Annotated in this window: 17 protein-coding genes, 1 tRNA gene and 2 pseudogenes; 15 read left to right on the top strand and 5 right to left on the bottom strand. The window is 60.3% G+C overall.

Annotated elements, in window-relative coordinates:
- The first annotated feature begins 192 nt into the window (after window positions 1-192).
- The 9 genes from thrS (at window position 193) to WMW70_RS21370 (ending at window position 7,643) form a co-directional block, all read left to right on the top strand.
- The gene (gene thrS / locus WMW70_RS21410) at window positions 193-2,115 is read left to right on the top strand and encodes a threonine--tRNA ligase (protein WP_341439485.1); all 1,923 of its coding nucleotides are present in this window, start codon (window positions 193-195) and stop codon (window positions 2,113-2,115) included.
- A 17-nt stretch (window positions 2,116-2,132) separates the two neighbouring features.
- Window positions 2,133-2,666 (top strand): translation initiation factor IF-3, encoded by a 534-nt coding sequence (infC, locus tag WMW70_RS21405; RefSeq protein WP_339460472.1) that lies wholly within the window; start codon window positions 2,133-2,135, stop codon window positions 2,664-2,666.
- A 60-nt stretch (window positions 2,667-2,726) separates the two neighbouring features.
- Entirely contained in the window at window positions 2,727-2,921 is a 195-nt protein-coding gene (gene rpmI, locus WMW70_RS21400) for a 50S ribosomal protein L35 (RefSeq protein WP_079202156.1), read from the top strand.
- Between the two features lie 26 nt (window positions 2,922-2,947).
- On the top strand, window positions 2,948-3,304 hold the full coding sequence (rplT, locus tag WMW70_RS21395) for a 50S ribosomal protein L20 (RefSeq protein WP_090505586.1): 357 nt from the start codon (window positions 2,948-2,950) through the stop codon (window positions 3,302-3,304).
- A 95-nt stretch (window positions 3,305-3,399) separates the two neighbouring features.
- Window positions 3,400-4,416 (top strand): phenylalanine--tRNA ligase subunit alpha, encoded by a 1,017-nt coding sequence (pheS, locus tag WMW70_RS21390; RefSeq protein WP_325508663.1) that lies wholly within the window; start codon window positions 3,400-3,402, stop codon window positions 4,414-4,416.
- A 38-nt stretch (window positions 4,417-4,454) separates the two neighbouring features.
- Window positions 4,455-6,833, top strand: coding sequence for a phenylalanine--tRNA ligase subunit beta (gene pheT / locus WMW70_RS21385; RefSeq protein ID WP_341439483.1), 2,379 nt, complete (start codon window positions 4,455-4,457; stop codon window positions 6,831-6,833).
- Between the two features lie 3 nt (window positions 6,834-6,836).
- Window positions 6,837-7,139: an integration host factor subunit alpha gene (gene ihfA, locus WMW70_RS21380; RefSeq protein ID WP_003243414.1), complete on the top strand. Its 303-nt coding sequence runs from the start codon at window positions 6,837-6,839 to the stop codon at window positions 7,137-7,139.
- Window positions 7,120-7,476, top strand: coding sequence for a MerR family transcriptional regulator (locus WMW70_RS21375; RefSeq protein WP_325508661.1), 357 nt, complete (start codon window positions 7,120-7,122; stop codon window positions 7,474-7,476). The genes ihfA and WMW70_RS21375 overlap by 20 nt, the downstream gene beginning before the upstream one ends.
- A 90-nt stretch (window positions 7,477-7,566) precedes the next feature.
- Window positions 7,567-7,643: transfer RNA gene (locus WMW70_RS21370), tRNA-Pro, on the top strand.
- 62 nt (window positions 7,644-7,705) lie between these two features.
- Here the strand turns inward: WMW70_RS21370 and WMW70_RS21365 are convergent.
- Window positions 7,706-8,224 (bottom strand): annotated as a pseudogene (locus WMW70_RS21365) (tyrosine-type recombinase/integrase); the annotation flags it as partial.
- A gap of 257 nt (window positions 8,225-8,481) precedes the next feature.
- Here WMW70_RS21365 and imuA point away from each other — a divergent pair.
- Genes imuA through WMW70_RS21350 form a run of 3 tightly spaced genes read left to right on the top strand, consistent with a single transcriptional unit; the run spans window position 8,482 to window position 13,596 of the window.
- A complete protein-coding gene (gene imuA / locus WMW70_RS21360; protein ID WP_341439482.1) occupies window positions 8,482-9,099 on the top strand; it encodes a translesion DNA synthesis-associated protein ImuA in 618 nt (205 codons plus the stop codon).
- Window positions 9,100-9,106: 7 nt separating this feature from the next.
- Complete coding sequence (locus tag WMW70_RS21355; protein ID WP_341439481.1) at window positions 9,107-10,522, top strand: Y-family DNA polymerase; 1,416 nt, start codon at window positions 9,107-9,109, stop codon at window positions 10,520-10,522.
- The gene (locus WMW70_RS21350; protein ID WP_341439480.1) at window positions 10,519-13,596 is read left to right on the top strand and encodes an error-prone DNA polymerase; all 3,078 of its coding nucleotides are present in this window, start codon (window positions 10,519-10,521) and stop codon (window positions 13,594-13,596) included. The genes WMW70_RS21355 and WMW70_RS21350 overlap by 4 nt, the downstream gene beginning before the upstream one ends.
- Window positions 13,597-13,807: 211 nt before the next feature.
- Here the strand turns inward: WMW70_RS21350 and WMW70_RS21345 are convergent.
- The 4 genes and pseudogenes from WMW70_RS21345 to ehuR all read right to left on the bottom strand — a co-directional run.
- A pseudogene (locus WMW70_RS21345) lies at window positions 13,808-13,978 on the bottom strand (HU family DNA-binding protein); the annotation flags it as partial.
- Window positions 13,979-14,514: 536 nt separating this feature from the next.
- Window positions 14,515-15,792: a TRAP transporter large permease gene (locus WMW70_RS21340; protein WP_341439479.1), complete on the bottom strand. Its 1,278-nt coding sequence runs from the start codon at window positions 15,790-15,792 to the stop codon at window positions 14,515-14,517.
- A 17-nt stretch (window positions 15,793-15,809) separates the two neighbouring features.
- A complete protein-coding gene (locus WMW70_RS21335) occupies window positions 15,810-16,346 on the bottom strand; it encodes a TRAP transporter small permease (protein WP_341439478.1) in 537 nt (178 codons plus the stop codon).
- A 148-nt stretch (window positions 16,347-16,494) separates the two neighbouring features.
- Window positions 16,495-17,895, bottom strand: a complete 1,401-nt coding sequence (ehuR, locus tag WMW70_RS21330; RefSeq protein ID WP_341439477.1) for a MocR-like ectoine utilization transcription factor EhuR — start codon at window positions 17,893-17,895, stop codon at window positions 16,495-16,497.
- A gap of 363 nt (window positions 17,896-18,258) precedes the next feature.
- Here ehuR and doeA point away from each other — a divergent pair, with 363 nt between their 5' ends.
- From doeA to WMW70_RS21315, 3 genes are read left to right on the top strand one after another with little or no spacing between them, the layout of a single operon-like run.
- Window positions 18,259-19,446 (top strand): ectoine hydrolase DoeA, encoded by a 1,188-nt coding sequence (gene doeA / locus WMW70_RS21325; RefSeq protein WP_341439476.1) that lies wholly within the window; start codon window positions 18,259-18,261, stop codon window positions 19,444-19,446.
- A 16-nt stretch (window positions 19,447-19,462) separates the two neighbouring features.
- Complete coding sequence (gene doeB / locus WMW70_RS21320; protein ID WP_341439475.1) at window positions 19,463-20,521, top strand: N(2)-acetyl-L-2,4-diaminobutanoate deacetylase DoeB; 1,059 nt, start codon at window positions 19,463-19,465, stop codon at window positions 20,519-20,521.
- Between the two features lie 56 nt (window positions 20,522-20,577).
- On the top strand, window positions 20,578-21,612 hold the full coding sequence (locus WMW70_RS21315; RefSeq protein WP_341439474.1) for a TRAP transporter substrate-binding protein: 1,035 nt from the start codon (window positions 20,578-20,580) through the stop codon (window positions 21,610-21,612).
- The last annotated feature ends 5 nt before the right edge of the window (window positions 21,613-21,617 follow it).

The raw sequence follows: 21,617 nt of genomic DNA, 5'->3' as shown, positions 1-21,617 counted from the left end.
CAGTAAGCCAGGCTTTCTGCAAGCATCCCTGCGCTCAGTTGTTCTGTTCAATAACCTCCAGTGACTCCGGTTCGGTTTTGGTTGGCTCACAAGCTCCTGCCACTGTAAGGCGGGCATACCGCCGAATCGCTTACTGGCTCATCCCAACCCATGTGGCCTTTGGTAGAGGTCACCACTAGGAGAGGAGGCGCCATGCCCATCATTACTCTTCCCGACGGCAGTCAGCGTACGTTCGAACACCCGGTATCCGTACTCGAGGTGGCGCAATCCATTGGTGCGGGTCTGGCCAAGGCTACGGTGGCCGGCAAGGTCAACGGCAAGCTGGTTGATGCCTGTGACCTGATCGACAGTGACGCGACCCTGCAGATCATTACGCCAAAAGATCAGGAAGGCCTGGAAATCATCCGCCACTCCTGTGCGCATCTGATCGGCCATGCGGTCAAGCAGCTGTTCCCCACGGCCAAGATGGTGATCGGCCCGGTCATTGATGAAGGTTTCTACTACGACATCGCCTCCGAGCGTCCCTTCACTCTAGAGGACGTGGCGGCAATCGAGCAGCGCATGCAGCAGCTGATCGAAAAAGACTACGATGTGATCAAGAAGATCACTCCGCGCGCCGAGGTGATCGATGTGTTTGCCTCGCGCGGCGAAGACTACAAGCTGCGTCTGGTCGAAGACATGCCGGACGAGCAGGCCATGGGTCTGTACTACCACGAAGAATACGTTGACATGTGCCGCGGTCCGCACGTGCCGAACACGCGTTTTCTCAAGGCCTTCAAACTGACCAAGTTGTCCGGTGCCTACTGGCGCGGCGATGCCAAGAATGAGCAGCTGCAGCGTGTCTATGGCACCGCCTGGGCTGACAAGAAGCAGCTGGCGGCCTATATCCAGCGCATCGAGGAAGCCGAGAAGCGCGATCACCGCAAGATCGGCAAGCGCCTGAACCTGTTCCATACCCAGGAAGAAGCACCGGGCATGGTGTTCTGGCATCCCAATGGCTGGACCCTGTACCAGGTGCTCGAGCAGTACATGCGTAAGGTGCAGCATGAACATGGCTACTTGGAGATCAAGACGCCGCAGGTGGTCGACCGCTCACTGTGGGAGAAATCCGGGCACTGGGCCAACTACGCCGAAAACATGTTCACCACTGAGTCGGAAAGCCGCGACTACGCGATCAAGCCGATGAACTGCCCGTGCCACGTGCAGGTATTCAATCAGGGCCTGAAGAGCTATCGCGAGCTGCCAATGCGTCTGGCCGAGTTCGGTGCTTGTCACCGTAACGAGCCGTCCGGCGCGCTGCACGGCATCATGCGCGTGCGCGGCTTCACTCAGGACGATGCGCATATCTTCTGTACCGAAGAGCAGATGCAGGCCGAATCCGCTGATTTCATCAAGCTGACCCTGGCGGTCTATGCCGACTTCGGCTTTACCGATATCCAGCTCAAGCTCTCGACCCGTCCGGACAAGCGTGTGGGCTCCGATGATCTGTGGGATCGCGCCGAGGCGGCCTTGGCTTCCGCGTTGGACAGTGCCGGGCTGGCGTATGACCTGCAGCCGGGTGAGGGTGCGTTCTACGGGCCGAAGATCGAATTCTCCCTGAAGGATTGCCTGGGTCGGGTCTGGCAGTGTGGTACCCTGCAGCTCGATTTCAACCTGCCTGTGCGTTTGGGTGCCGAATACGTCAGCGAGGACAACAGCCGTAAGCATCCGGTGATGTTGCACCGCGCGATTCTCGGTTCCTTCGAGCGCTTTATCGGGATTCTGATCGAGCACTACGAGGGTGCATTCCCCGCCTGGTTGGCACCGACTCAGGCGGTGGTGATGAATATCACCGACAAACAGGCCGATTTTGCCCTGGAAGTGGAAAAAACTCTCAGTCAGAGCGGGTTTCGTGCCAAGTCTGACTTGAGAAACGAAAAAATTGGCTTTAAAATCCGCGAGCATACTTTGCTCAAGGTTCCCTATCTGCTGGTTATAGGCGATCGGGAAGTAGAGATGCGAACTGTCGCCGTGCGTACCCGTGAAGGTGCTGATCTGGGCTCAATGCCCATCACTCAATTCGCTGAATTCCTCGCGCAGGCGGTTTCCCGGCGTGGTCGCCAAGATTTGGAGTAAAGATTATTAAGCGTGAAATGAGACAAGATAAGCGAGCTGCACCGAAGGCCCCGATCAACGAGAATATCTCGGCACGCGAGGTTCGGTTAATTGGCGCAGAGGGTGAGCAGCTCGGGATTGTGTCAATTGAAGACGCGCTTCTTAAGGCCGAAGAGGCCAAGCTGGATCTGGTGGAGATTTCCGCCGATGCAGTGCCGCCTGTTTGCAAGCTGATGGACTACGGCAAGTCGATCTTCGAAAAGAAGAAGCAGATTGCCGCGGCCAAGAAAAACCAGAAGCAGATTCAGGTTAAAGAAATCAAGTTTCGTCCAGGGACGGAGGAAGGGGATTACCAGGTAAAACTACGCAACCTGGTACGTTTCCTTAGTGATGGGGACAGGGCCAAGGTATCGCTTCGATTCCGCGGCCGTGAGATGGCGCATCAGGAGCTGGGCATGGAGCTGTTGAAGCGGGTTGAAAATGACCTGCTTGAATACGGCACCGTTGAACAGCATCCAAAGATGGAAGGACGCCAGCTGATCATGGTCATCGCCCCCAAAAAGAAGAAGTAACCACCAGGGCACGGCAGGCCTTGCGGTTATGTTTATCAACTGAATGCGGAGTATCCGAACATGCCAAAGATGAAAACTAAGAGTGGTGCAGCCAAGCGTTTTCTTAAAACCGCTAACGGCTTCAAGCACAAGCACGCTTTCAAGAGCCACATCCTGACCAAGATGTCCACTAAGCGTAAGCGTCAACTGCGCGGTAGCACCATGGTGCATCCGTCCGACGTTGCAAAAGTGGCGCGCATGCTGCGCGTTCGATAATCCGGTCAAGATAGAGGAAATTACTCATGGCTCGTGTAAAGCGCGGCGTTATCGCTCGCAAGCGTCACAAAAAGATTCTGAAACTCGCTAAAGGCTACTACGGTGCGCGTTCGCGCGTATTCCGCGTTGCCAAGCAGGCTGTGATCAAGGCAGGCCAGTACGCCTACCGCGACCGCCGTCAAAGGAAGCGTCAGTTCCGCGCCCTGTGGATCGCCCGTATCAACGCTGGTGCTCGTGTTAACGGTCTGTCCTACAGCCGTTTCATTGCCGGCCTGAAAAAAGCGTCCATCGAGATCGACCGTAAGGTATTGGCTGATCTGGCAGTGAACGAAAAAGCGGCGTTTGCTGCGATTGTCGAGAAAGCGAAAGCCGTACTGGCTTAAGTCCCCGACAATCACCGGGCTCGCCCGGTGTTGAACGTCACCAATAGGGGAAGAGCCTTCAAGCTCTTCCCCTATTTCGTATCTGGAGTCTGTAAATGGAAAATCTGGATGTGCTGGTCTCGCAAGCGCTTGAGGCCGTTAGCCACACCGACGATGTGAATGCCCTCGAGCAGTTGCGGGTTCACTATCTGGGCAAGAAAGGCGAGTTGACTCAGGTGATGAAGACCCTGGGCAACCTGTCGGCAGAAGAGCGTCCGCAAGCTGGTGCCCTGATCAATGCTGCCAAGGACAAGGTTCAGGAAGCCCTGAACAGCCGCAAGGCGACCCTTGAAGGGGCTGCATTGAGCGCCAAGCTGGCGGCCGAGCGCATTGATGTAACCCTACCTGGGCGCGGCCAGACTTCCGGTGGCCTGCATCCGGTTACCCGGACTCTGGAACGCGTCGAGCAGTTTTTCACCCGGATCGGTTACGGCATCGCCGAAGGCCCCGAAGTGGAAAACGACTACCACAACTTCGAAGCGCTCAATATCCCTGGCCACCACCCGGCCCGGGCGATGCATGACACCTTCTACTTCAATGCAAACATGTTGCTGCGCACCCACACCTCGCCGGTACAGGTGCGCACCATGGAATCCCAGCAGCCGCCGATCCGCATTGTTTGCCCGGGTCGTGTGTACCGCTGCGATTCCGATATCACCCACTCGCCGATGTTCCACCAGGTCGAAGGCCTGCTGGTTGACGAGAACGTGAGTTTTGCCGACCTCAAGGGCACCATCGAGGAGTTCCTTCGGGTGTTCTTCGAGAAGCCCCTGGGTGTGCGCTTCCGTCCATCTTTCTTCCCCTTCACCGAGCCTTCGGCGGAAGTCGATATGCAGTGCGTGATGTGCAGCGGTAAAGGTTGCCGCGTGTGCAAGCAGACTGGCTGGCTGGAAGTGATGGGCTGCGGCATGGTTCATCCGAACGTGCTGCGCATGTCCGGTATCGACCCTGAGAAGTATTCCGGTTTTGCCTTCGGTATGGGCGTCGAGCGCCTGGCGATGCTGCGTTATGGCGTCAACGACTTGCGTCTGTTCTTCGATAACGACCTGCGATTCCTGGCGCAATTTCGCTAGAACCGCACGACCGTAACCGAATTGTTTAGGAGAGCAGGATGAAATTCAGTGAACAATGGCTGCGTAGCTGGGTAAACCCGCAGGTTTCCCGTGACGAGCTGGTGGCGCGCCTTTCCATGGCGGGCCTGGAAGTTGATAGCGTGACCCCGGCTGCGGGCATTTTCAGTGGTGTGGTGGTGGGCGAGGTGCTCGGCACCGAGCAGCATCCGGATGCCGATAGATTGCGCGTGTGCCAGGTCAGCAACGGCGCGGAAACCTTTCAGGTGGTGTGCGGCGCGCCGAATGTGCGCCCCGGCCTGAAGATTCCCTTTGCCATGATCGGTGCCGAGCTGCCGGGCGACTTCAAGATCAAGAAGGCCAAGCTGCGCGGCGTCGAGTCCAACGGCATGCTGTGCTCGGCCTCCGAGCTGCAGATCAGTGACGAAAATGATGGCCTGATGGAGCTGCCGGCCGATGCACCTGTTGGCCAGGATATCCGGGCTTATCTCGAACTGAACGATGCCAGCATCGAGGTCGATCTGACCCCGAACCGCGGCGACTGTCTGTCCCTGGCCGGTCTGGCTCGTGAAGTCGGTGCTTTGTACGACGCGCCGGTAAGTCGCCCTGAGATTGTCGCAGTTGCGCCGAGCCACGATGAGGTGCGTCCGGTCGAGGTGCTGGCTGCACAAGCCTGCCCGCGTTACCTCGGCCGTGTGGTGCGCAATGTCGATTTGTCCAAGCCGACGCCGCTGTGGATGGTCGAGCGCCTGCGCCGCGCCGATGTGCGCAGCATCGATGCCGCGGTGGATATCACCAACTATGTGATGCTCGAGCTGGGCCAGCCGATGCATGCCTTCGATCTCGCTGAGATCAATGGCGGCATTCGTGTACGTATGGCCGAGGAGGGCGAGAAACTGGTGTTGCTCGATGGCCAGGAAGTCAGCCTGCGTGCCGACACCCTGGTGATCGCCGACCATCAGCGCGCCTTGGCGATCGCCGGCGTTATGGGGGGTGAGCACAGCGGTGTGAGCGACAAGACCCGCGACCTGTTCCTCGAAAGCGCTTTCTTCGACACCATTGCCATTGCCGGCAAGGCCCGCTCCTATGGTCTGCACACCGATTCCTCGCACCGCTTCGAGCGCGGCGTGGATTGGCAGCTGGCGCGCGAGGCGATGGAGCGGGCTACCGTTCTGCTGCTGGAAATCGTTGGTGGCGAAGCCGGTCCGATTATCGAGGTGGTCGATCAGCAGCAGTTGCCAAGCGTTGCGCCAGTGACCTTGCGTGCCGAGCGTATCGAGCAGATGCTCGGACTGAAAATGGATGAGGCTGAGGTCGTGCGCCTGTTGCTCGGTCTGGGCCTGGGCGTCAGCGCCAGTGGCGAAGGGCAGTGGCAGGTGAGTGTGCCCAGCCACCGTTTCGATATCAGCATCGAAGTCGATCTGATCGAAGAGCTGGCGCGCTTGTACGGTTATAACCGCTTGCCGGTGCGTTACCCGCAGGCGCGACTGGCACCTCAAGCCAAGGCGGAAGCGGCTGTCGAGTTGCCGGCGCTGCGTCGTTTGCTGGTCGCGCGGGGTTATCAGGAGGCGATCACCTACAGCTTTATCGATCCCAAGCTGTTCGAGCTGTTCAATCCTGGCGTCGAGCCGCTGATGCTGGCCAACCCGATCTCCGCCGATATGGCGGCCATGCGCTCGTCGCTCTGGCCTGGACTGATCAAGGCACTGGAGCACAACCTAAATCGCCAGCAGCCGCGGGTGCGTCTGTTCGAAAGCGGTCTGCGCTTCGTTGGCCAGTTAGAGGGTTTGCAGCAGGAGCCGATGCTGGCGGGTGTGCTGTGTGGCGCGCGTCTGCCGGAGAGCTGGGCCCATGGCCGCGATGGCGTCGATTTCTATGATCTGAAGGCCGATGTCGAGGCGCTTCTGGCCAGTGCCGGGGCGGCGGATAGCTTCAGCTTCGTTCCGGGTGAGCACCCTGCATTGCATCCTGGGCAGACGGCGCGCATCGAGCGCGAGGGTCGCCTGGTCGGATATATGGGGGCCATGCATCCTGAGTTGGCCAAGGCACTTGGTCTTGATCAGCCGGTGTATATGTTCGAATTGGTCCTGGCTGAAATCGCTCAGGGCCGCATGCCGGCATTCAAGGAGTTGTCGCGCTTCCCCGAGGTGCGCCGCGACCTGGCTTTGCTGGCCGATCGGGATGTACCCGCCTCGGCATTGCTTGCGGCCATACGCGAGTCTGCAGGTGAGTGGCTGACCGACCTCAAGCTATTTGACGTATATCACGGTAAAGGTATTGATCCTCATAGAAAAAGCCTTGCCGTCGGCTTGACCTGGCAGCATCCATCGCGCACTCTTAATGACGATGAGGTGAGTACCACAACGCAAAATATTCTCACCTCCCTGGAACAAAGGTTCAACGCCACGTTAAGGAAGTAGCGTATGGGGGCTCTGACGAAAGCTGAAATGGCGGAACGTCTGTATGAAGAGCTGGGCCTGAATAAACGGGAAGCCAAGGAGTTGGTGGAACTGTTCTTCGAGGAGATCCGCCAAGCGCTGGAACTCAACGAACAGGTCAAGCTCTCGGGGTTCGGCAACTTTGATCTGCGCGATAAGCGTCAGCGCCCCGGTCGTAATCCAAAAACGGGAGAGGAAATCCCTATCACGGCCCGCCGTGTAGTGACTTTCCGTCCAGGCCAGAAACTTAAAGCCAGGGTTGAAGCCTATGCTGGAACCAAGTCATAACGACGAATTACCGGCCATACCGGGCAAACGGTATTTCACGATAGGAGAGGTGAGTGAGCTCTGTGCGGTCAAGCCGCATGTTCTGCGGTATTGGGAGCAGGAGTTTCCTCAGCTCAACCCTGTCAAACGACGCGGTAACAGGCGTTACTATCAGCGCCAGGATGTGCTGATGATCCGCCAGATCCGTGCCTTGCTGTATGACCAGGGCTTTACCATCGGTGGTGCGCGTCAGCGTCTTTCCGGCGATGAGGCCAAGGATGATACGACCCAGTACAAGCAGTTGATCCGGCAGATGATTACTGAGCTGGAAGATGTCCTGGTAGTGCTCCGAAAATAACCTGACTAATCAAAAAAGTTTCCATTTTTCAGAAGCTTAATGTATAGTTCGCGTCGTTTTCGGTAATACGAAAACAGATTCACGCCTAGTCGGGGCGTAGCGCAGTCCGGTAGCGCACTAGCATGGGGTGCTAGGGGTCGAGTGTTCGAATCACTCCGTCCCGACCATATAATTCAAGCATTAGAGCCTGGTCAGTGATGACCAGGCTTTTTTGTGTCAGGGACTTTGTTCATCCTGCCTTCCTCCTCAATATTGTCAGCGCCGGCCCGCGTGAGTCGGTAGCCGAAATCTCGTTGGCTTCATCAATCAACTTGCCCAGATCTGCGCTCGAGTAGTGGCTGGTGATGCTGCCGTTCTTGTGGCCTAACAGAGCCTTCCTGTCTTCCTCCGTGACCCCGGCGGCCCTTAGTCTTCGCCCGAAGGTGTGCTTCAGGTCGTGGACGCGTATCGAGGCAAAACCTGCGGGTGCGGGGCGCAGGAACTGCTCCTGAAACCGCTTAGCCGCACGAGCCCGGGCTTTCTTCCATGCCGAGTCGTTCATCCGATGAACTGGATTCGCCGTGCCGTCGTTGTCGGGCTTTCCGTAAGGGAGTACCCAGACAGGATCCAACCCTCGTTGCCCTTCGATAACAGATCTCGCCACGTTGTTGAGCAGCACCAACCGTTCGTCACCATTTTTGACCCCAGAGTTTTCATGCCTTCCACCGAAGTCAGCAGGTATGAGAAACACGCTTTTGTTGATTGCCGGGGGGATTACCCCTTTGAACCCTAAGCGCAGCCATTCAAAAGACGCCTCTGGTCTGCCGCTCTCCTATCGGCATTGAAGGGGTTATGCTCTGCGTGTACTGTATGTAAATACAGTTATTTTGAGTTCGCTGACATGCCCGATCCCTGGCACCCCCCTGCATCTTCAGTCTATGTCCATGGACGTCAACCGTTGCCGGGCAGGTCCTGGTGCACTGTGCCGGGCCCAGGTTTTCGCCAGGTAATGGCGAGGCGAGGGTAATGGGCGCTGTCGTGGCGCTGGATGATCTGTTGCAGCAGCGACGGATCTGGAGAGCCCAGCCGACGCCATTGCCACCGAGTGCCCAGCCCACCGGGCATGCCGCGTTGGATGCGCTGCTGCCAACGGGGGGATGGCCTGAATCGGCGTTGAGCGAGATCCTCATACCCAGTGACGGGGTCGGTGAGTTGCAGCTGTTGTGGCCGACCTTGGTGCGGTTGACCCGCAGTGGCGAGCGGGTGGTGCTGGTGGCACCGCCCCATGTGCCATACCCACAGGCCTGGCAGGCCGCCGGGGTGGATCTGCGCTGGCTGGTGATCATCCAGGCCAGCGGCCGTGATGCCCTTTGGGCGACTGAGCAATGCCTGCGCTCGGGCAGTTGCGGCGCGGTGCTGTGCTGGCCGCAGCGGGCCGACGACCGCGCCCTGCGCCGGCTGCAGGTGGCGGCGGAAACCGGGCAGACACTGGCCTTTGCCTATCGTCCGTTGCAGGAGGCGGTCAACCCCTCACCAGCGGCGTTGCGCATTGCCGTCGATGCACGTCCGGCGCAGTTGCGTGTGCTCAAGTGCCGCGGTGGCTTGCCTCCGTCTGCCGCCATCCCGCTTGCGGCGGGGCAGTGAGGTAAGCATGCGCTGGGCTTGTGTATTGCTGCCGCAGCTGGCACTGGATGGCGTGCTGCGTCGGTGCAGCGATCCCGACGCACCGCTGGCCCTGGTCACCGGCACGGCGCAGCGCCGGGTGCTGCAAACGGTCAACCCGGCGGCCCGTGCGCTCGGCCTGCGCGCCGGGCAATCGTTAACTGCGGCCCATGCGTTGACCCGCGACTTCACCCTGATTGAGTACGCCCCCGAGGAGATCGAGCGCTGGCAGCAGTTCCTCGCGGCCTGGGGCTATCGTTTCAGCTCCCACGTCAGCCTGTGCTACCCGCGCACCCTACTGCTGGAAATCGAATCCAGCCTGGCGCTGTTCGGCCCCTGGCCGCGTTTCGAGGCGCGCTTGCGCGAGGAACTGACGGCCCTGGGATTTCGCCACCGCATCGTCGCCGCGCCCAATCCGCTGGCCGCGCGCATCCTGGCCAACGCCCATGACGGTCTGGCCATCGCCAATGACGCGGTCATGCGCGAAACGCTGGGCAGGATGCCCGTCGAGCGCATTGGTCTGGCCCGTGAGGTGGCCACGGCCTTTGCTCGCATGGGCCTGCGTACCCTGGGTCAGGTGCTGGCGCTACCACGCGACACCTTGGCGCGGCGCTTTCCGGCACAGGTGCAGCAGCATCTGGATACCTTGCTCGGCGAGCGTGCGCTGGCCCTGGAGTGCTACGTGCCGCCGGACCGGTTCGATGGGCGTATCGAGTTGAACTTCGAGGTCGAGTCGCATCAGGCTCTGCTGTTCCCGTTGCGCCGGCTCACCGCTGACCTGGCCGCCTTTCTTGCGGGACGCGATAGCGGTGTACAACGCTTCGCCCTGCGCCTGCAGCATGCGGATGCCGCGGACAGCATCATCCAGGTTGGCCTGCTGAGTGCCGAGCGCGATCCGGCCATGCTCTTCGAACTGGCGCGTGGCCGCCTGGAGCAGGTGCAGGTGGTCGCGCCGGTACGTGGGATGCGCCTGCTGGCGCGCGACCTGCCGGCCTTCGTGCCGGAACACCGCGAGCTGTTCGACGAGCGTCCCCAGCAACTGCTGCCCTGGGAACAACTGCGCGAGCGGTTGCGTGCCCGCTTGGGCGACGAGGCTGTGCAGGGCTTGCGCGCCCAGGCCGACCATCGCCCCGAGTATGCCTGGCAGGCGACCGGCGATGACAAGCCCGGGCCCATCCTGCAAGGCCCGCCGCGCCCGGGCTGGTTGTTGCATCAGCCCATGCCGCTACGCGAATCAGCTGCGCGCATCCTGGCCGGCCCCGAACGCATCGAATCTGGCTGGTGGGACGGTGGCGACGTGCGCCGCGACTACTACCTGATCGAAACCCGCTCCGGGCAGCGCGCCTGGGCCTATCGTCCGTTCGGCGAAAGCGGGCCGTTCATGTTGCAGGGCTGGTTCGCATGAGCGGGGCGTACGCCGAGTTGCACTGCCTGTCCAACTTCAGCTTCCAGCGTGGTGCCTCCAGCGCCCAAGAGCTGTTCGAGCGAGCCAAACGTCACGGCTACCATGCCTTGGCCATCACCGACGAATGCACCCTGGCCGGTATTGTGCGTGCCTGGCAGGCCGCCAAGGCATGCGAGCTGCCGCTGATCGTTGGCAGCGAGATGCGGATCGAAGATGGCCCCAAGCTGGTGCTGCTGGTCGAGAACCTCGCCGGTTACCAGCGTCTGTGCCAGCTCATCACCCTGGCGCGGCGGCGCGCGGCGAAGGGTGAATACCGTTTGCTGCGCGAGGACTTCAGCGCCCCGCTGGAGGGCTTGCTGGCGTTATGGATCGCCGACGAGACGCCCGATCCGGCACCAGGGCCGTGGCTGCACGGCCTTTTCGGCGAGCGCCTGTGGTTGGCCGTGGAACTGCACCATGGCGCGGACGATGCGCAGCGCTTGGCAGGCCTGCAGGCGCTGGCCGCCACCCTGGGCATACCGATGGTGGCCAGCGGCGATGTGCACATGCATGCCCGTGGCCGACGCGCCCTGCAGGACTGCATGACCGCCATTCGCCACCATTGCACGGTGGCCGATGCCGGGCAGCGGCTGTTCGCCAATGGCGAACGGCATTTGCGTTCGCGTCAGGCGCTGGCCGAGCTTTACCCGCCGCAGCTGCTGGCCGAGACGCTACGCATCGCCGCGCGCTGCACCTTCGACCTCGGCCAGTTGCGTTACCAGTACCCCCGCGAGCTGGTGCCTGAAGGCCATACGCCGACCACCTGGCTGCGCGAGCTGACCGAGCAGGGCATGCGTTGGCGTTGGCCCAAGGGTATCCCGACCAAGTGCCGCGAACAGGCTGAGAAGGAGTTGGGGCTGATCGCCGAGCTGGGGTATGAGAGCTATTTCCTCACTGTGCACGATATCGTCCAGTTCGCCCGCACCCAGAGCATCCTCTGCCAGGGCCGCGGCTCGGCAGCCAACTCGACGGTGTGTTACGTCCTGGGCATCACCGAGATCGACCCGGCGCGCATGAACATGCTGTTCGAGCGCTTCCTCTCCAAGGAGCGCAACGAGCCGCCGGATATCGATGTGGACTTCGAGCACGAACGGCGTGAGGAAGTGCTGCAGTATGTCTTCCGGCGCTATGGCCGGGGCAGGGCGGCGCTTACCGCCGTTGCCAGCACCTACCACGGAGCCGGCGCGGTGCGCGATATCGCCAAGGCCCTCGGCCTGCCGCCGGACCAGGTCAACGCCCTGGCTGATTGTTGTGGCCGCTGGAGTGATAAGGAACCGCCGCTTGAGCGGCTACGTGAGGCCGGCTTCGATCCGGACAGCCCGGTGTTGCGCCGGGTACTGGCGCTGACCGGCGAGCTGATCGGTTTTCCCCGTCACCTCTCGCAGCACCCGGGCGGTTTCGTCATCTCCGAGCAACCGCTGGATACCCTGGTGCCGGTGGAGAACGCGGCCATGGCTGAGCGCACCATCATCCAGTGGGACAAGGATGACCTCGACCTGGTCGGCCTGCTCAAGGTCGACATCCTCGCTCTCGGCATGCTCAGTGCAATGCGGCGCAGCTTCGACCTGATCGAGCATCATCGGGGACAGCGCTGGGCCCTGGCGACCCTGCCTGCGGAAGACCCCGCTACCTACGCGATGATCAGTCGCGCCGACACCATCGGCGTGTTTCAGATCGAATCGCGCGCGCAGATGGCGATGCTGCCGCGCCTGCGGCCGCAGACTTTCTATGACCTGGTGATCCAGGTTGCCATCGTCCGGCCCGGGCCGATCCAGGGGGACATGGTTCATCCCTACCTGCGCAGACGTAACGGCGAGGAGGCGGTCGTCTATCCCTCGGCGGAACTCGAGGTCGTCTTCAAGCGCACCCTGGGGGTTCCGCTGTTCCAGGAGCAGGTCATGCAGCTGGCGATAGTCGCCGCCGACTACACACCGGGCGAGGCCGATGAGTTGCGGCGTTCCATGGCGGCCTGGAAGCGCCACGGTGGCCTGGAGCCGCATCGCCAGCGCCTGACCGAACGCATGCTCGAAAAGGGTTACACGGCGGACTTCACCGCGCGCATCTTCGAGCAGATCAAGGGCTTCGGCAGCTATGGTTTTCCGGAGTCCCACGCGGCCAGCTTTGCCTTGCTCACCTATGCCAGTTGCTGGCTGAAATGCCACGAACCGGCCATCTACGCCTGCGCGCTGATCAACAGTTGGCCAATGGGCTTCTACAGCCCCGACCAGGTGCTGCAGGACGCGCGCCGTCACGACATCGAAGTGCGCCCGGTGGACGTAGGCCACAGCGAGTGGGATTGCTCGCTGGAGCCAGACGAGGAGGGGACTTTGGCCATTCGTCTGGGCCTGCGCATGGTGCGCGGGTTTCGCGAAGAGGATGCCCGGCGCATCGAGGGCTCCCGGCGTGAGCGGCCCTTCGCCGATGTCGCCGACCTCTGCTACCGCGCCGGGCTCGACGCTCGTGCGCGTGAGCTGTTGGCCGATTGCGCTGCCTTGCGCGGCCTGGCCGGGCATCGCCACAGCGCCCGCTGGGCGGTGGCCGGTGTCGAGGTGCAACCACCGTTGTTCGTCAACCTGCCGGCGCGAGAAGAGCCCCAGGTAGCGTTACCATTGCCGACGGTGGGCGAGGATTTGCATACCGATTACGCCACCGTCGGTACCACCCTGGGCCCGCATCCACTGGCCATGCTGCGCTGCCAGCTCAGAGCCCAGCGCTGCCGCAGCTCGCGCGATCTGCTCAGCGTTGAGCATGGGCGCAACGTCAGCGTGGCCGGCCTGGTGATCGGCCGGCAGCGGCCACAGACTGCCAGCGGGGTGATCTTCGTCACCCTGGAGGACGAGTACGGCATGGTCAATGTGGTGGTGTGGCACGACCTCGCCGAGCGTCAGCGGCGGGTATTGGTCAGCTCGCAATTGTTACGAGTGGATGGCCATCTGGAGTCCAAGGACGGTGTGCGTCATCTGATCGCGGGGCGTCTGAGCGACCTGACGCCACTGTTGGTTGGGCTGGATGTGCGGAGTCGGGATTTTCAGTGAGGCCGGGGCATCAGGTATGCGCCGTGCGCTCCAACATCTGGTCCGCCCATTTGTTCAAACTCTTGTAGGCAGCCGTGGCTGGCTCCGATGACGATCAATGCTGGATAATTGGCTCATGAGGTGCTGGAGCGGCACATGCGTCACGCCTGAGTAGCTTGTGTACATGCAAAAAGGGCCTGAATTCAGGCCCTTTTGTCGTTCTGCGACGCGCTCAGTTCACCGCGTCTTTCAGTGTCTTTCCGGCTTTGAAACCGGGCAGCTTGGCCGCTGCAATCTTGATCGTGGCACCGGTTTGCGGGTTGCGGCCATCGCGCGCAGCGCGTGCCTTCACCGCGAAGGTACTAAATCCCACTAGGCTGATGCTTTCGCCATTTTGCAGGGCAGGTACGATGCGGAGCGGCGTTTCGATGTCTTCGATAGTACCTCGTCGGAGTATTCCCCCGGCTCTTTGCTGGCGGATAGCAATAAAGCCTTCTAGGCGCGGGGTAAGATTCTTGAAATGGGCGATTTCTTCGATTTTGGCAAGTGGCATGTTCAGGCAGATCTACTATTCGATCATATTGAGCATGCTCTGCCCGACTTTCTGGGTGCCAGTGTGGTTCCGGGGGCGAGCCGGAACCGCAAACACCAGGCGTCCAGAGTGAAGGAGGTTATAGATTTTTTAGTTGAGCAGATGGAGCACATTGCCTGGGTGTCTGGACCCAGCTGAAACGAGTAGAGCCCGGCTACAAAAAAATAACGTTCCTTGCAGCACTCAGTCCGAAACCGCCGAATGGCTTTAGGGTTTCTGGACTAACCCCATTCCGGGACAGACCCGCTACCCTACGAAAGCGAATGGTAGAGCCAGAGCAATCTGGCGGCCTAGCAGTCGCTGCTGGCTTTACAGCCTAAAATCAATGATTCGGGTACAACCTCTTTCTAGCGGAAGGCTAGGTCGCGCAGGAACAGAGTGATGGGCGGGAACATGATCAGCAACACCGACATAAGCAGCAGGATAGCGAAGAAAGGCAGGCTGCCGCGGATCACCTCGAAGTAGGGCCGGCGGAACACCGCGATCGCGGTGAAGATGTCGCACCCGAAAGGGGGCGTAGCTGAGCCGATGGCAGCTTGCAGGGTAATGATGGTCCCCACCAATACTGGGTCCAGACCCGACAGACGAACCGCCGGGGCGAAGATCGGTACCAGAATCAGCATCACCACGATCGGGTCGACGAACATACAACCGATAAAGAACGCGATCGAGATAATGATCAGCAGTTCGGTCGGCGAAGCCTGCATCAGGCCAATGCCACTCAGGATTTGCTGAGGTATCTGGGCAAAGGAAATCACCCAGGAAAACGCCGAGCCGGCCGCCACCAGGATAAACACCACGGCGGTGATCAGCCCGGTGGACAGCGCAATGTTCGACAGGTCACTGAGCTTGACCCGGCGAAAGATCAGCACTTCCAGAATCAGCGCATAGAGCACCGAGACCGCGGCGGCCTCGGTGGGGCTGAATACCCCGGTGTAAATACCGCCGATGGTCATTATCGGCAGCAGCAGTGGCAGGATGGCGCGACGGCAGGTGCGCAGGCGTTCATTCCAGCTGAACTTCTCGCTGCGTGGAATGCCCGCCATCCTCGCATAGACGTAGCAGTAGCCCGCCAGCAACATCATTAAAAGCAGACCGGGTCCGATGCCAGCGATAAACAGCTCGGCCACCGAGGTGCCCGAGACCACGCCATAGATGATCATGCCGATGCTCGGCGGGATCAGTAGGGCGATATCCGAGGCGTTGATGATCAACGCCATGGCAAAGCTGTCCTTATAGCCCTGCTGCAGCATCTTTGGTCGCATGATGCTGCCTACCCCGACCACGGTCGCCTGGGTCGAGCCGGACAAGGCCCCGAACATCGCGCAGCTCAGTGCGGTGGTCACCGCCATTCCGCCGCGCACGTGGCCGACGAAGGCCATTGCGACATCCAGCAGCCGATTGGCAGTGGCACCGCGGGTGATGATGTCGGCGGCGAGGATAAACATCGGCACCGCTACCAGGGCAGACGGACGGATGCCGGCGATCATCTGCTGGATAAGGAACTCCGGTCCCATGTTGAAGAAGAACAGGAATCCGGCGGCGGCTGCAGCCAGCAGGGTGGTCATCATTGGGAAGCCTGCCAGCAGCAGAACCAGCATGATGAGCAGGAGTGCGGTAGTCATATCCATGCGGCGTGGACTCAGGCTTGTGGCGGAAGGGGGGCATCGACATGCCGCGGCGGTGCTTCACGGCAGCCGAGCAGTACCAACATCTGGACAAAGGCGTGGCGCAGGAACTGCAGGCCGCTCATGCCTAAGCCCAGGGGTATCAGCAGGTAGATGTAATGCAGCGGCACTTGTAGTGCGGAGGAGGAGCGGCCGATGCGCGCGGCCGATTGCACATAACCGATGGAGGCCCAGGTCAGCCAGAACAGTAGGGCGGCGGTGAGCAGATTGATCAGCAGCAGGCTGGCGGCAGCTGGCTTGCCGGTCAGCTGCTCGATGAAGGCGCTCATACTGATATGGCGGTTCTGGCGTGCGGCATAGCTGCAGCCGATGAAGGTGACGAAGATGATAAGGAACTGATTGAGTTCCTCGGAGAAGTACAGGCTCTGGTTGAACAGGTAACGGCCAAATACATTGCCGACTGAGTTCAGCGCCATCAGCAGGATCGAGCCAGAGAGGATAAATGCCTCCAGCTTTTCCAGCAGCCAGTCCAGTTTCTGCAACCAAGCCATTGCCACCTCCAGCCTGTTGCCACGGCAACCGGCATTTTTATTGTTGTGGAGGCCAGACAGTAGCTCTGTGTAAAAATCATGTCAATTAAATATTTGAATCAGTACATATGCTGTCTATTGTTGCTTGTGAACTGTTTTGTGCGTCGTCTCAGAACACGAAATGCATGGGCGGCGGTATTTCCGCTATCAGCTCATTCAGCGTGGTCAGCCCGGCCTGCACACGTGAACGGCTCTGTTCCGCACCCAGGCTGATGCGCACATGCGGGTTGTTGCGATCGGTGGTGACTAGGAACGGTTCGGCTGGGAAGATCATTACGCCTTCCTGGCGTGCGCGGCGGACGAACTTTTCGGGCTGCCAGTGAGACGGCAGTTCGGCCCAGATATGCATGCCATTGGGGTGAGCCTTGTAGCGACAGGTGGTGAGCAGTTCGCTGGCCATCTGCTGACGTGCTGCAAATTCCTGCTGTTGAAAAGCGATCATGCGGTCGAGGGTGCCGTCCTGCATCCACCAGCTGGCGATTTCAAAGGGCATCAGGGTGGCCATCCAGGTGGTGCTGCGCAGTCGACTGATGGCTTGCTGCACCAGATGCGGCGGGGTGATCAGGTAGCCTGCGCGCATGCCTGGCAGGGTCACCTTGGTCAGGCTGGTGGCATAAAAGCTGCGCTCTGGTATCAGCGCCGACAGCGGCGGGCTGCGATCCGGTTGGAGCGCGCCATAGACGTCGTCTTCCACCACCGTCAGGTCGTAGCGCCGGGCCAGCTCGGCAATTGCCTGGCGGCGTTCCAGGCTCATCGTGTTGTTGTTCGGGTTGTTCATGGTCGGGGTGCAGAACAAAACCCGGGCGCTGCCCTGACGGCAGGCAGCTTCGAGCGCTTCGGGCAGCAGGCCCTGGTCGTCGGCGGCCACCCCCTTGAGATTGAAATGCAGGGTTTGCGCCAGGGCAAGCAGCAGCATGCCAGTCTCATGCTCGCATAACACGGTGTCACCGGGTTTGAGCACCGTCGCCATGGCAATGGTCAGGGCGTGCGCGGTGCCGTTGCAGAAGAGCATGTGATCGGGGTTGGCCGGCATCTTCTGCTGGGCTAGCCAAGTGCAGACCACTTCGCGGTGCTGGGTCAGACCCTGGGTCGGGTGGAAGGAGGTGATGAAGTCGTCGCGGCCCTCCCGGGCCAGGCGCTCAAGGCCCTCGCGGTAAAGCTTCACGTGGCGTGCCGTACACACCGGGTGGGCGGTAGACAGGTCGATGCCGCGGCTGGGGTCATCATGTTCGTCGGTGGATAGGTAGTCCGATTCGTGGCTGACGTGGCGGCTGCGCACAAAAGTGCCGCTGCCCACCTGGGCATAGATGGCCCCCTGTTTCTCGGCATGGGCGTAGGCGTTACTCACCGTCTGTACGCTGACTCCCAGGGTCTCGGCCAGCTCGCGGTGGGTCGGCAGTTTGCTGCCCGGCTGCAACGCGCCGGCGTTGATTGCTTCATTGAGCGCGTTGCCTATGGCCAGGTATTTAGGCTGGCCAGAGCGAATAAAGGGTTTCAGGTCGATTGTCATAGAACAATAAAATCCTTGACGACAATTGTAATGATAATAGTATGAGGTCAAATCGCTATTGACCTGTACTTGCTGCGGTTACTTTAGCAGGTTTCAGTACAATTATAAGCGCCGCGGTCACCTCGATCGATCATCGGGCCCTAAGGGCCGGGGAGGGCACATGACTAAGCAAGTGTCGCATTCACCTCAGGTCAATGACTGTCATGCATTGCCTTGTATGCCAGCCCGCCATGGCGGCGTACGCCGCAGCGCTTTGCAAGCAATTTCTCCGGTCGCAGACCGGATGAACAAAGCTCCAGGGCTCAGGGCCTCTGGAGTAGTCATGGGCTTGAACGCTGCTGCGTTCATTTTCGAGATGCTGTCATGAGTGAAATCGCTTTGAATTTCAGCCGTGAAGAGTACGCCCTACGCTTGACCAAGGTGCGTGCCGCCATGGCTGAGCGGGGGATCACGACGCTGATCGTGCATGATCCATCCAATATGGCCTGGCTTACCGGCTATGACGGTTGGTCTTTCTATACCCCGCAATGCGTGGTGGTTGGCCAGCACGGTAATCCGTTGTGGTACGGCCGTGGCATCGACGCTAACGGCGCGCGGCGCACCGTCTACCTGCCGGAAGAGGACATCGCCTCCTACAGTGACCGCTATGTGATGAACCCGCCGCACCACGCACTCGACTACCTGTGCCAGGAAGTGTTGCCGGCACGGGGCTGGATCAGTGGCGTGATCGGTGTGGAAATGGATAACTACTACTACAGCGCCACGTCGCACCAGGCGCTGCAGCGCGGTCTGCCGCAGGCGCAACTGTTGGACGCCACCGGGCTGGTCAACTGGTGCCGGGCGATCAAGTCGCCACAGGAAATCGAGTACATGCGCGTGGCCGCGCGCATCGTTGAAAACATGCACCGGGCGATCATCGAAATGGTCGAGCCGGGTCTGCCGAAGAATGTACTGGTTGGCGAGATCTACCGGGTTGCCTGTGTTGGCCACGAGGGCAAGTTCGGCGACTACCCGGCCATCGTGCCCATGCTGCCCTCCGGAAAGGATGCTTCGGCACCGCACTTGACCTGGGACGATCGGCCCTTCAAGAAGGGGGAGGGCACCTTCTTCGAGATCGCAGGTTGCCACAAACGCTACCACTGCCCGCTTTCGCGCACTCTCTATTTGGGCGAGCCGCCGTCTGCTTTTCGCAAGGCGGAAGAGGCGATCAACGCCGGTCTGGAAGCCGGCTTGGCGGTGGCCAAGCCCGGCAACACCTGTGGTGACATCGCTCGTGAGCTGAACAGTACTCTGCGCCGCTATGGCTATGACCGTGGCGATAACCGCTGCGGCTACCCGATCGGACTGAGTTATCCGCCGGATTGGGGCGAGCGCACCATGAGCCTGCGTGAGAGCGATACCACGGTGTTGCAGCCGGGCATGACCTTCCACTTTATGCCGGGTCTGTGGTTGGACGACTGGGGGCTGGAGACTACCGAAAGCATCCTGATTACCGAGAGCGGGGTGGAAACCCTCTGCGACTTCCCGCGACAGTTGTTTGTGAAGGCCTGAGATGAGTAGCGCAACCATGAATATTTCAGCTGAAGCGGAACTGCAGGCAAACACGCGTACAAGCGTCGCCGAGGTTCGCGCCACTACCCTTAGCGCCACCGTCGATTTTGACCGGGACGGCGTGCAGCACGGTTTTATAAAGCTGCCGTACTCCCACGACCAATCGGCCTGGGGCTGCATCATGATTCCCATCAGTGTGGTGAAGAACGGCATAGGCCCCACCGCGCTCCTTACCGGCGGCAACCACGGCGACGAGTACGAAGGCATCACCAGCCTACTCAAGCTGGCCAATGAGCTGAGCGCCCAAGAGGTGCACGGTAGGGTCATCATCGTCCCCGCTATGAACTACCCGGCGGTGCAGAATGGCAGCCGTACCTCGCCGATCGACAAGGGCAATATGAACCGCTCCTTCCCTGGTAATCCTGCGGGGAGCATGACCGAGCGCATCGCCGACTATTTCCAGCGCCACCTGATCCCGCTGTGCAACTACGCTCTGGATATTCATTCCGGCGGCAAGACTCTGGATATTTTGCCGTTTGCAGCGGCCCACCGGTTGCCCGACCCGCAGCAGGAAGCTAAATGCATTGAGGGCGCGCGGCTGTTCGGCACCGCGGCCAGCATGATTCTGTTCGAGCTGGACGCGGCCTCGCTGTATGACACGGCGGTGGAAGCCCAGGGCAAGGTATTCGTTACTACCGAATTGCGCGGTGGCGGTACCAGTACCCCTGAAACCATGGCTCTGGCTGATCGTGGCGTGCGCAATTTTCTCAAATTCGCTGGAATTCTTGATGGTGAGCCGGAGCTGACGGATGAGCCATCAATGCAGTTGGATATGCCTGATGCCAGCTGCTACGTGCAGAGCACCCATCGCGGCATCCTCGAACTCACCTGCAGTCTGGGTGACCGGCTGACTCAAGGTGATCTGGTTGCTCGAGTACATACCTTCGAACGAACAGGCACGCCGCCCGTTGAGTACCGTGCGGAGCGGGATGGCCTTTTGGTCGCCCGGCGGTTTCCCGCATTGGTGGACATTGGCGACACCTTGGCGGTGATTGCCGACATTGTAGAAAGTTGAAGATAGGCGGACTCAGGCGTACTTACACCTTCATAAAAAGAAGCGGAGACCTCACCATGAACACACTAAGCAAACTGAAGAAAGCGGCCCTGGCCGCAGCGATGGGCCTGGCCCTTATCGGCCAAAGCAGCCTGGCGGCGGCTGCCGAGGAATGGAAATTCGCCCTCGAGGAGATCAGTGGCAGCGTGCAGGACGCCTATGCGCAGAAGTTCAAACAGCTGATCGAGGAGAAGAGCAGTGGCAAGATCAGCGTCACAGTCTATCCCTACGGCGCTTTAGGCGAGTCCGAGGACCTGACCGAGCTGGTGGCCAACGGTGTCCTGCAGTTCACCCACGGTTCGACTGGCATCCTTGGTTCGACCGCGCCGGGCATGCAGGTGTTCTCGGTACCTTACCTGTTGTCCCAGGACAACCAGGTCAACCTCAAGCTGTTGACCGAGAGTCCGACTATCTACGGCCCCATTGCCGATCGGTTGAAAACCCGCAACCTGCGCTTGCTGAGCATGTACCCGGAAGGCGATATGGTCTGGACTACTAACAAAGTGGTGCGCAAGCCAGCCGACTTCACCAATGTGAAAATGCGCGTAATGGCTTCGCCGATGCTGGTGGAAACCTACAAGTCGTTCGGCGCAGTGCCGACGCCTCTGCCGTATTCCGAGGTCTATGGTGCCCTGCAACTGAAAATGATCGACGGCCAGGAAAATCCGATCTTCGCCATCGAGGAAATGAAGTTCTATGAGGTCAACGATGTGCTGACCTGGTCGGGGCATCAGCAGTTCACGGTCGCCGTACTGTCCAGTGAGTCCTGGTACCAGGGCCTGCCGGCCGACCAGCGCAAGCTCATTGACGAGACGGTGGAAGAGTTGGGGCCATACATCTTCGAAACCCAGGCCAAATACAACGATGAGCGCCTGGAAAAGATCAAGCAGGCCAAGCCAGAGATCCAGCTGGTGCGCTTGACCGAAGAGGAGCAGGCCGCTTTCCGCGAGGCCAGCCAGCCGATGCGCGAGAAACTGGTGCAGCTGGCCGGTCCCGAAGCGGGGGACATACTCAAAGCCCTAGAGCAGGAAATTACCGAGTTGGAAAAGTAGTCACC

Origin of the sequence: Pseudomonas sp. XK-1, from assembly GCF_038069885.1 — a bacterium.
In the GTDB taxonomy this organism is placed as follows: Bacteria; Pseudomonadota; Gammaproteobacteria; order Pseudomonadales; family Pseudomonadaceae; genus Aquipseudomonas.
The sequence above is the reverse complement of the archived record's forward strand: the minus strand, read 5'-3'. Positions and strand labels throughout refer to the sequence as shown.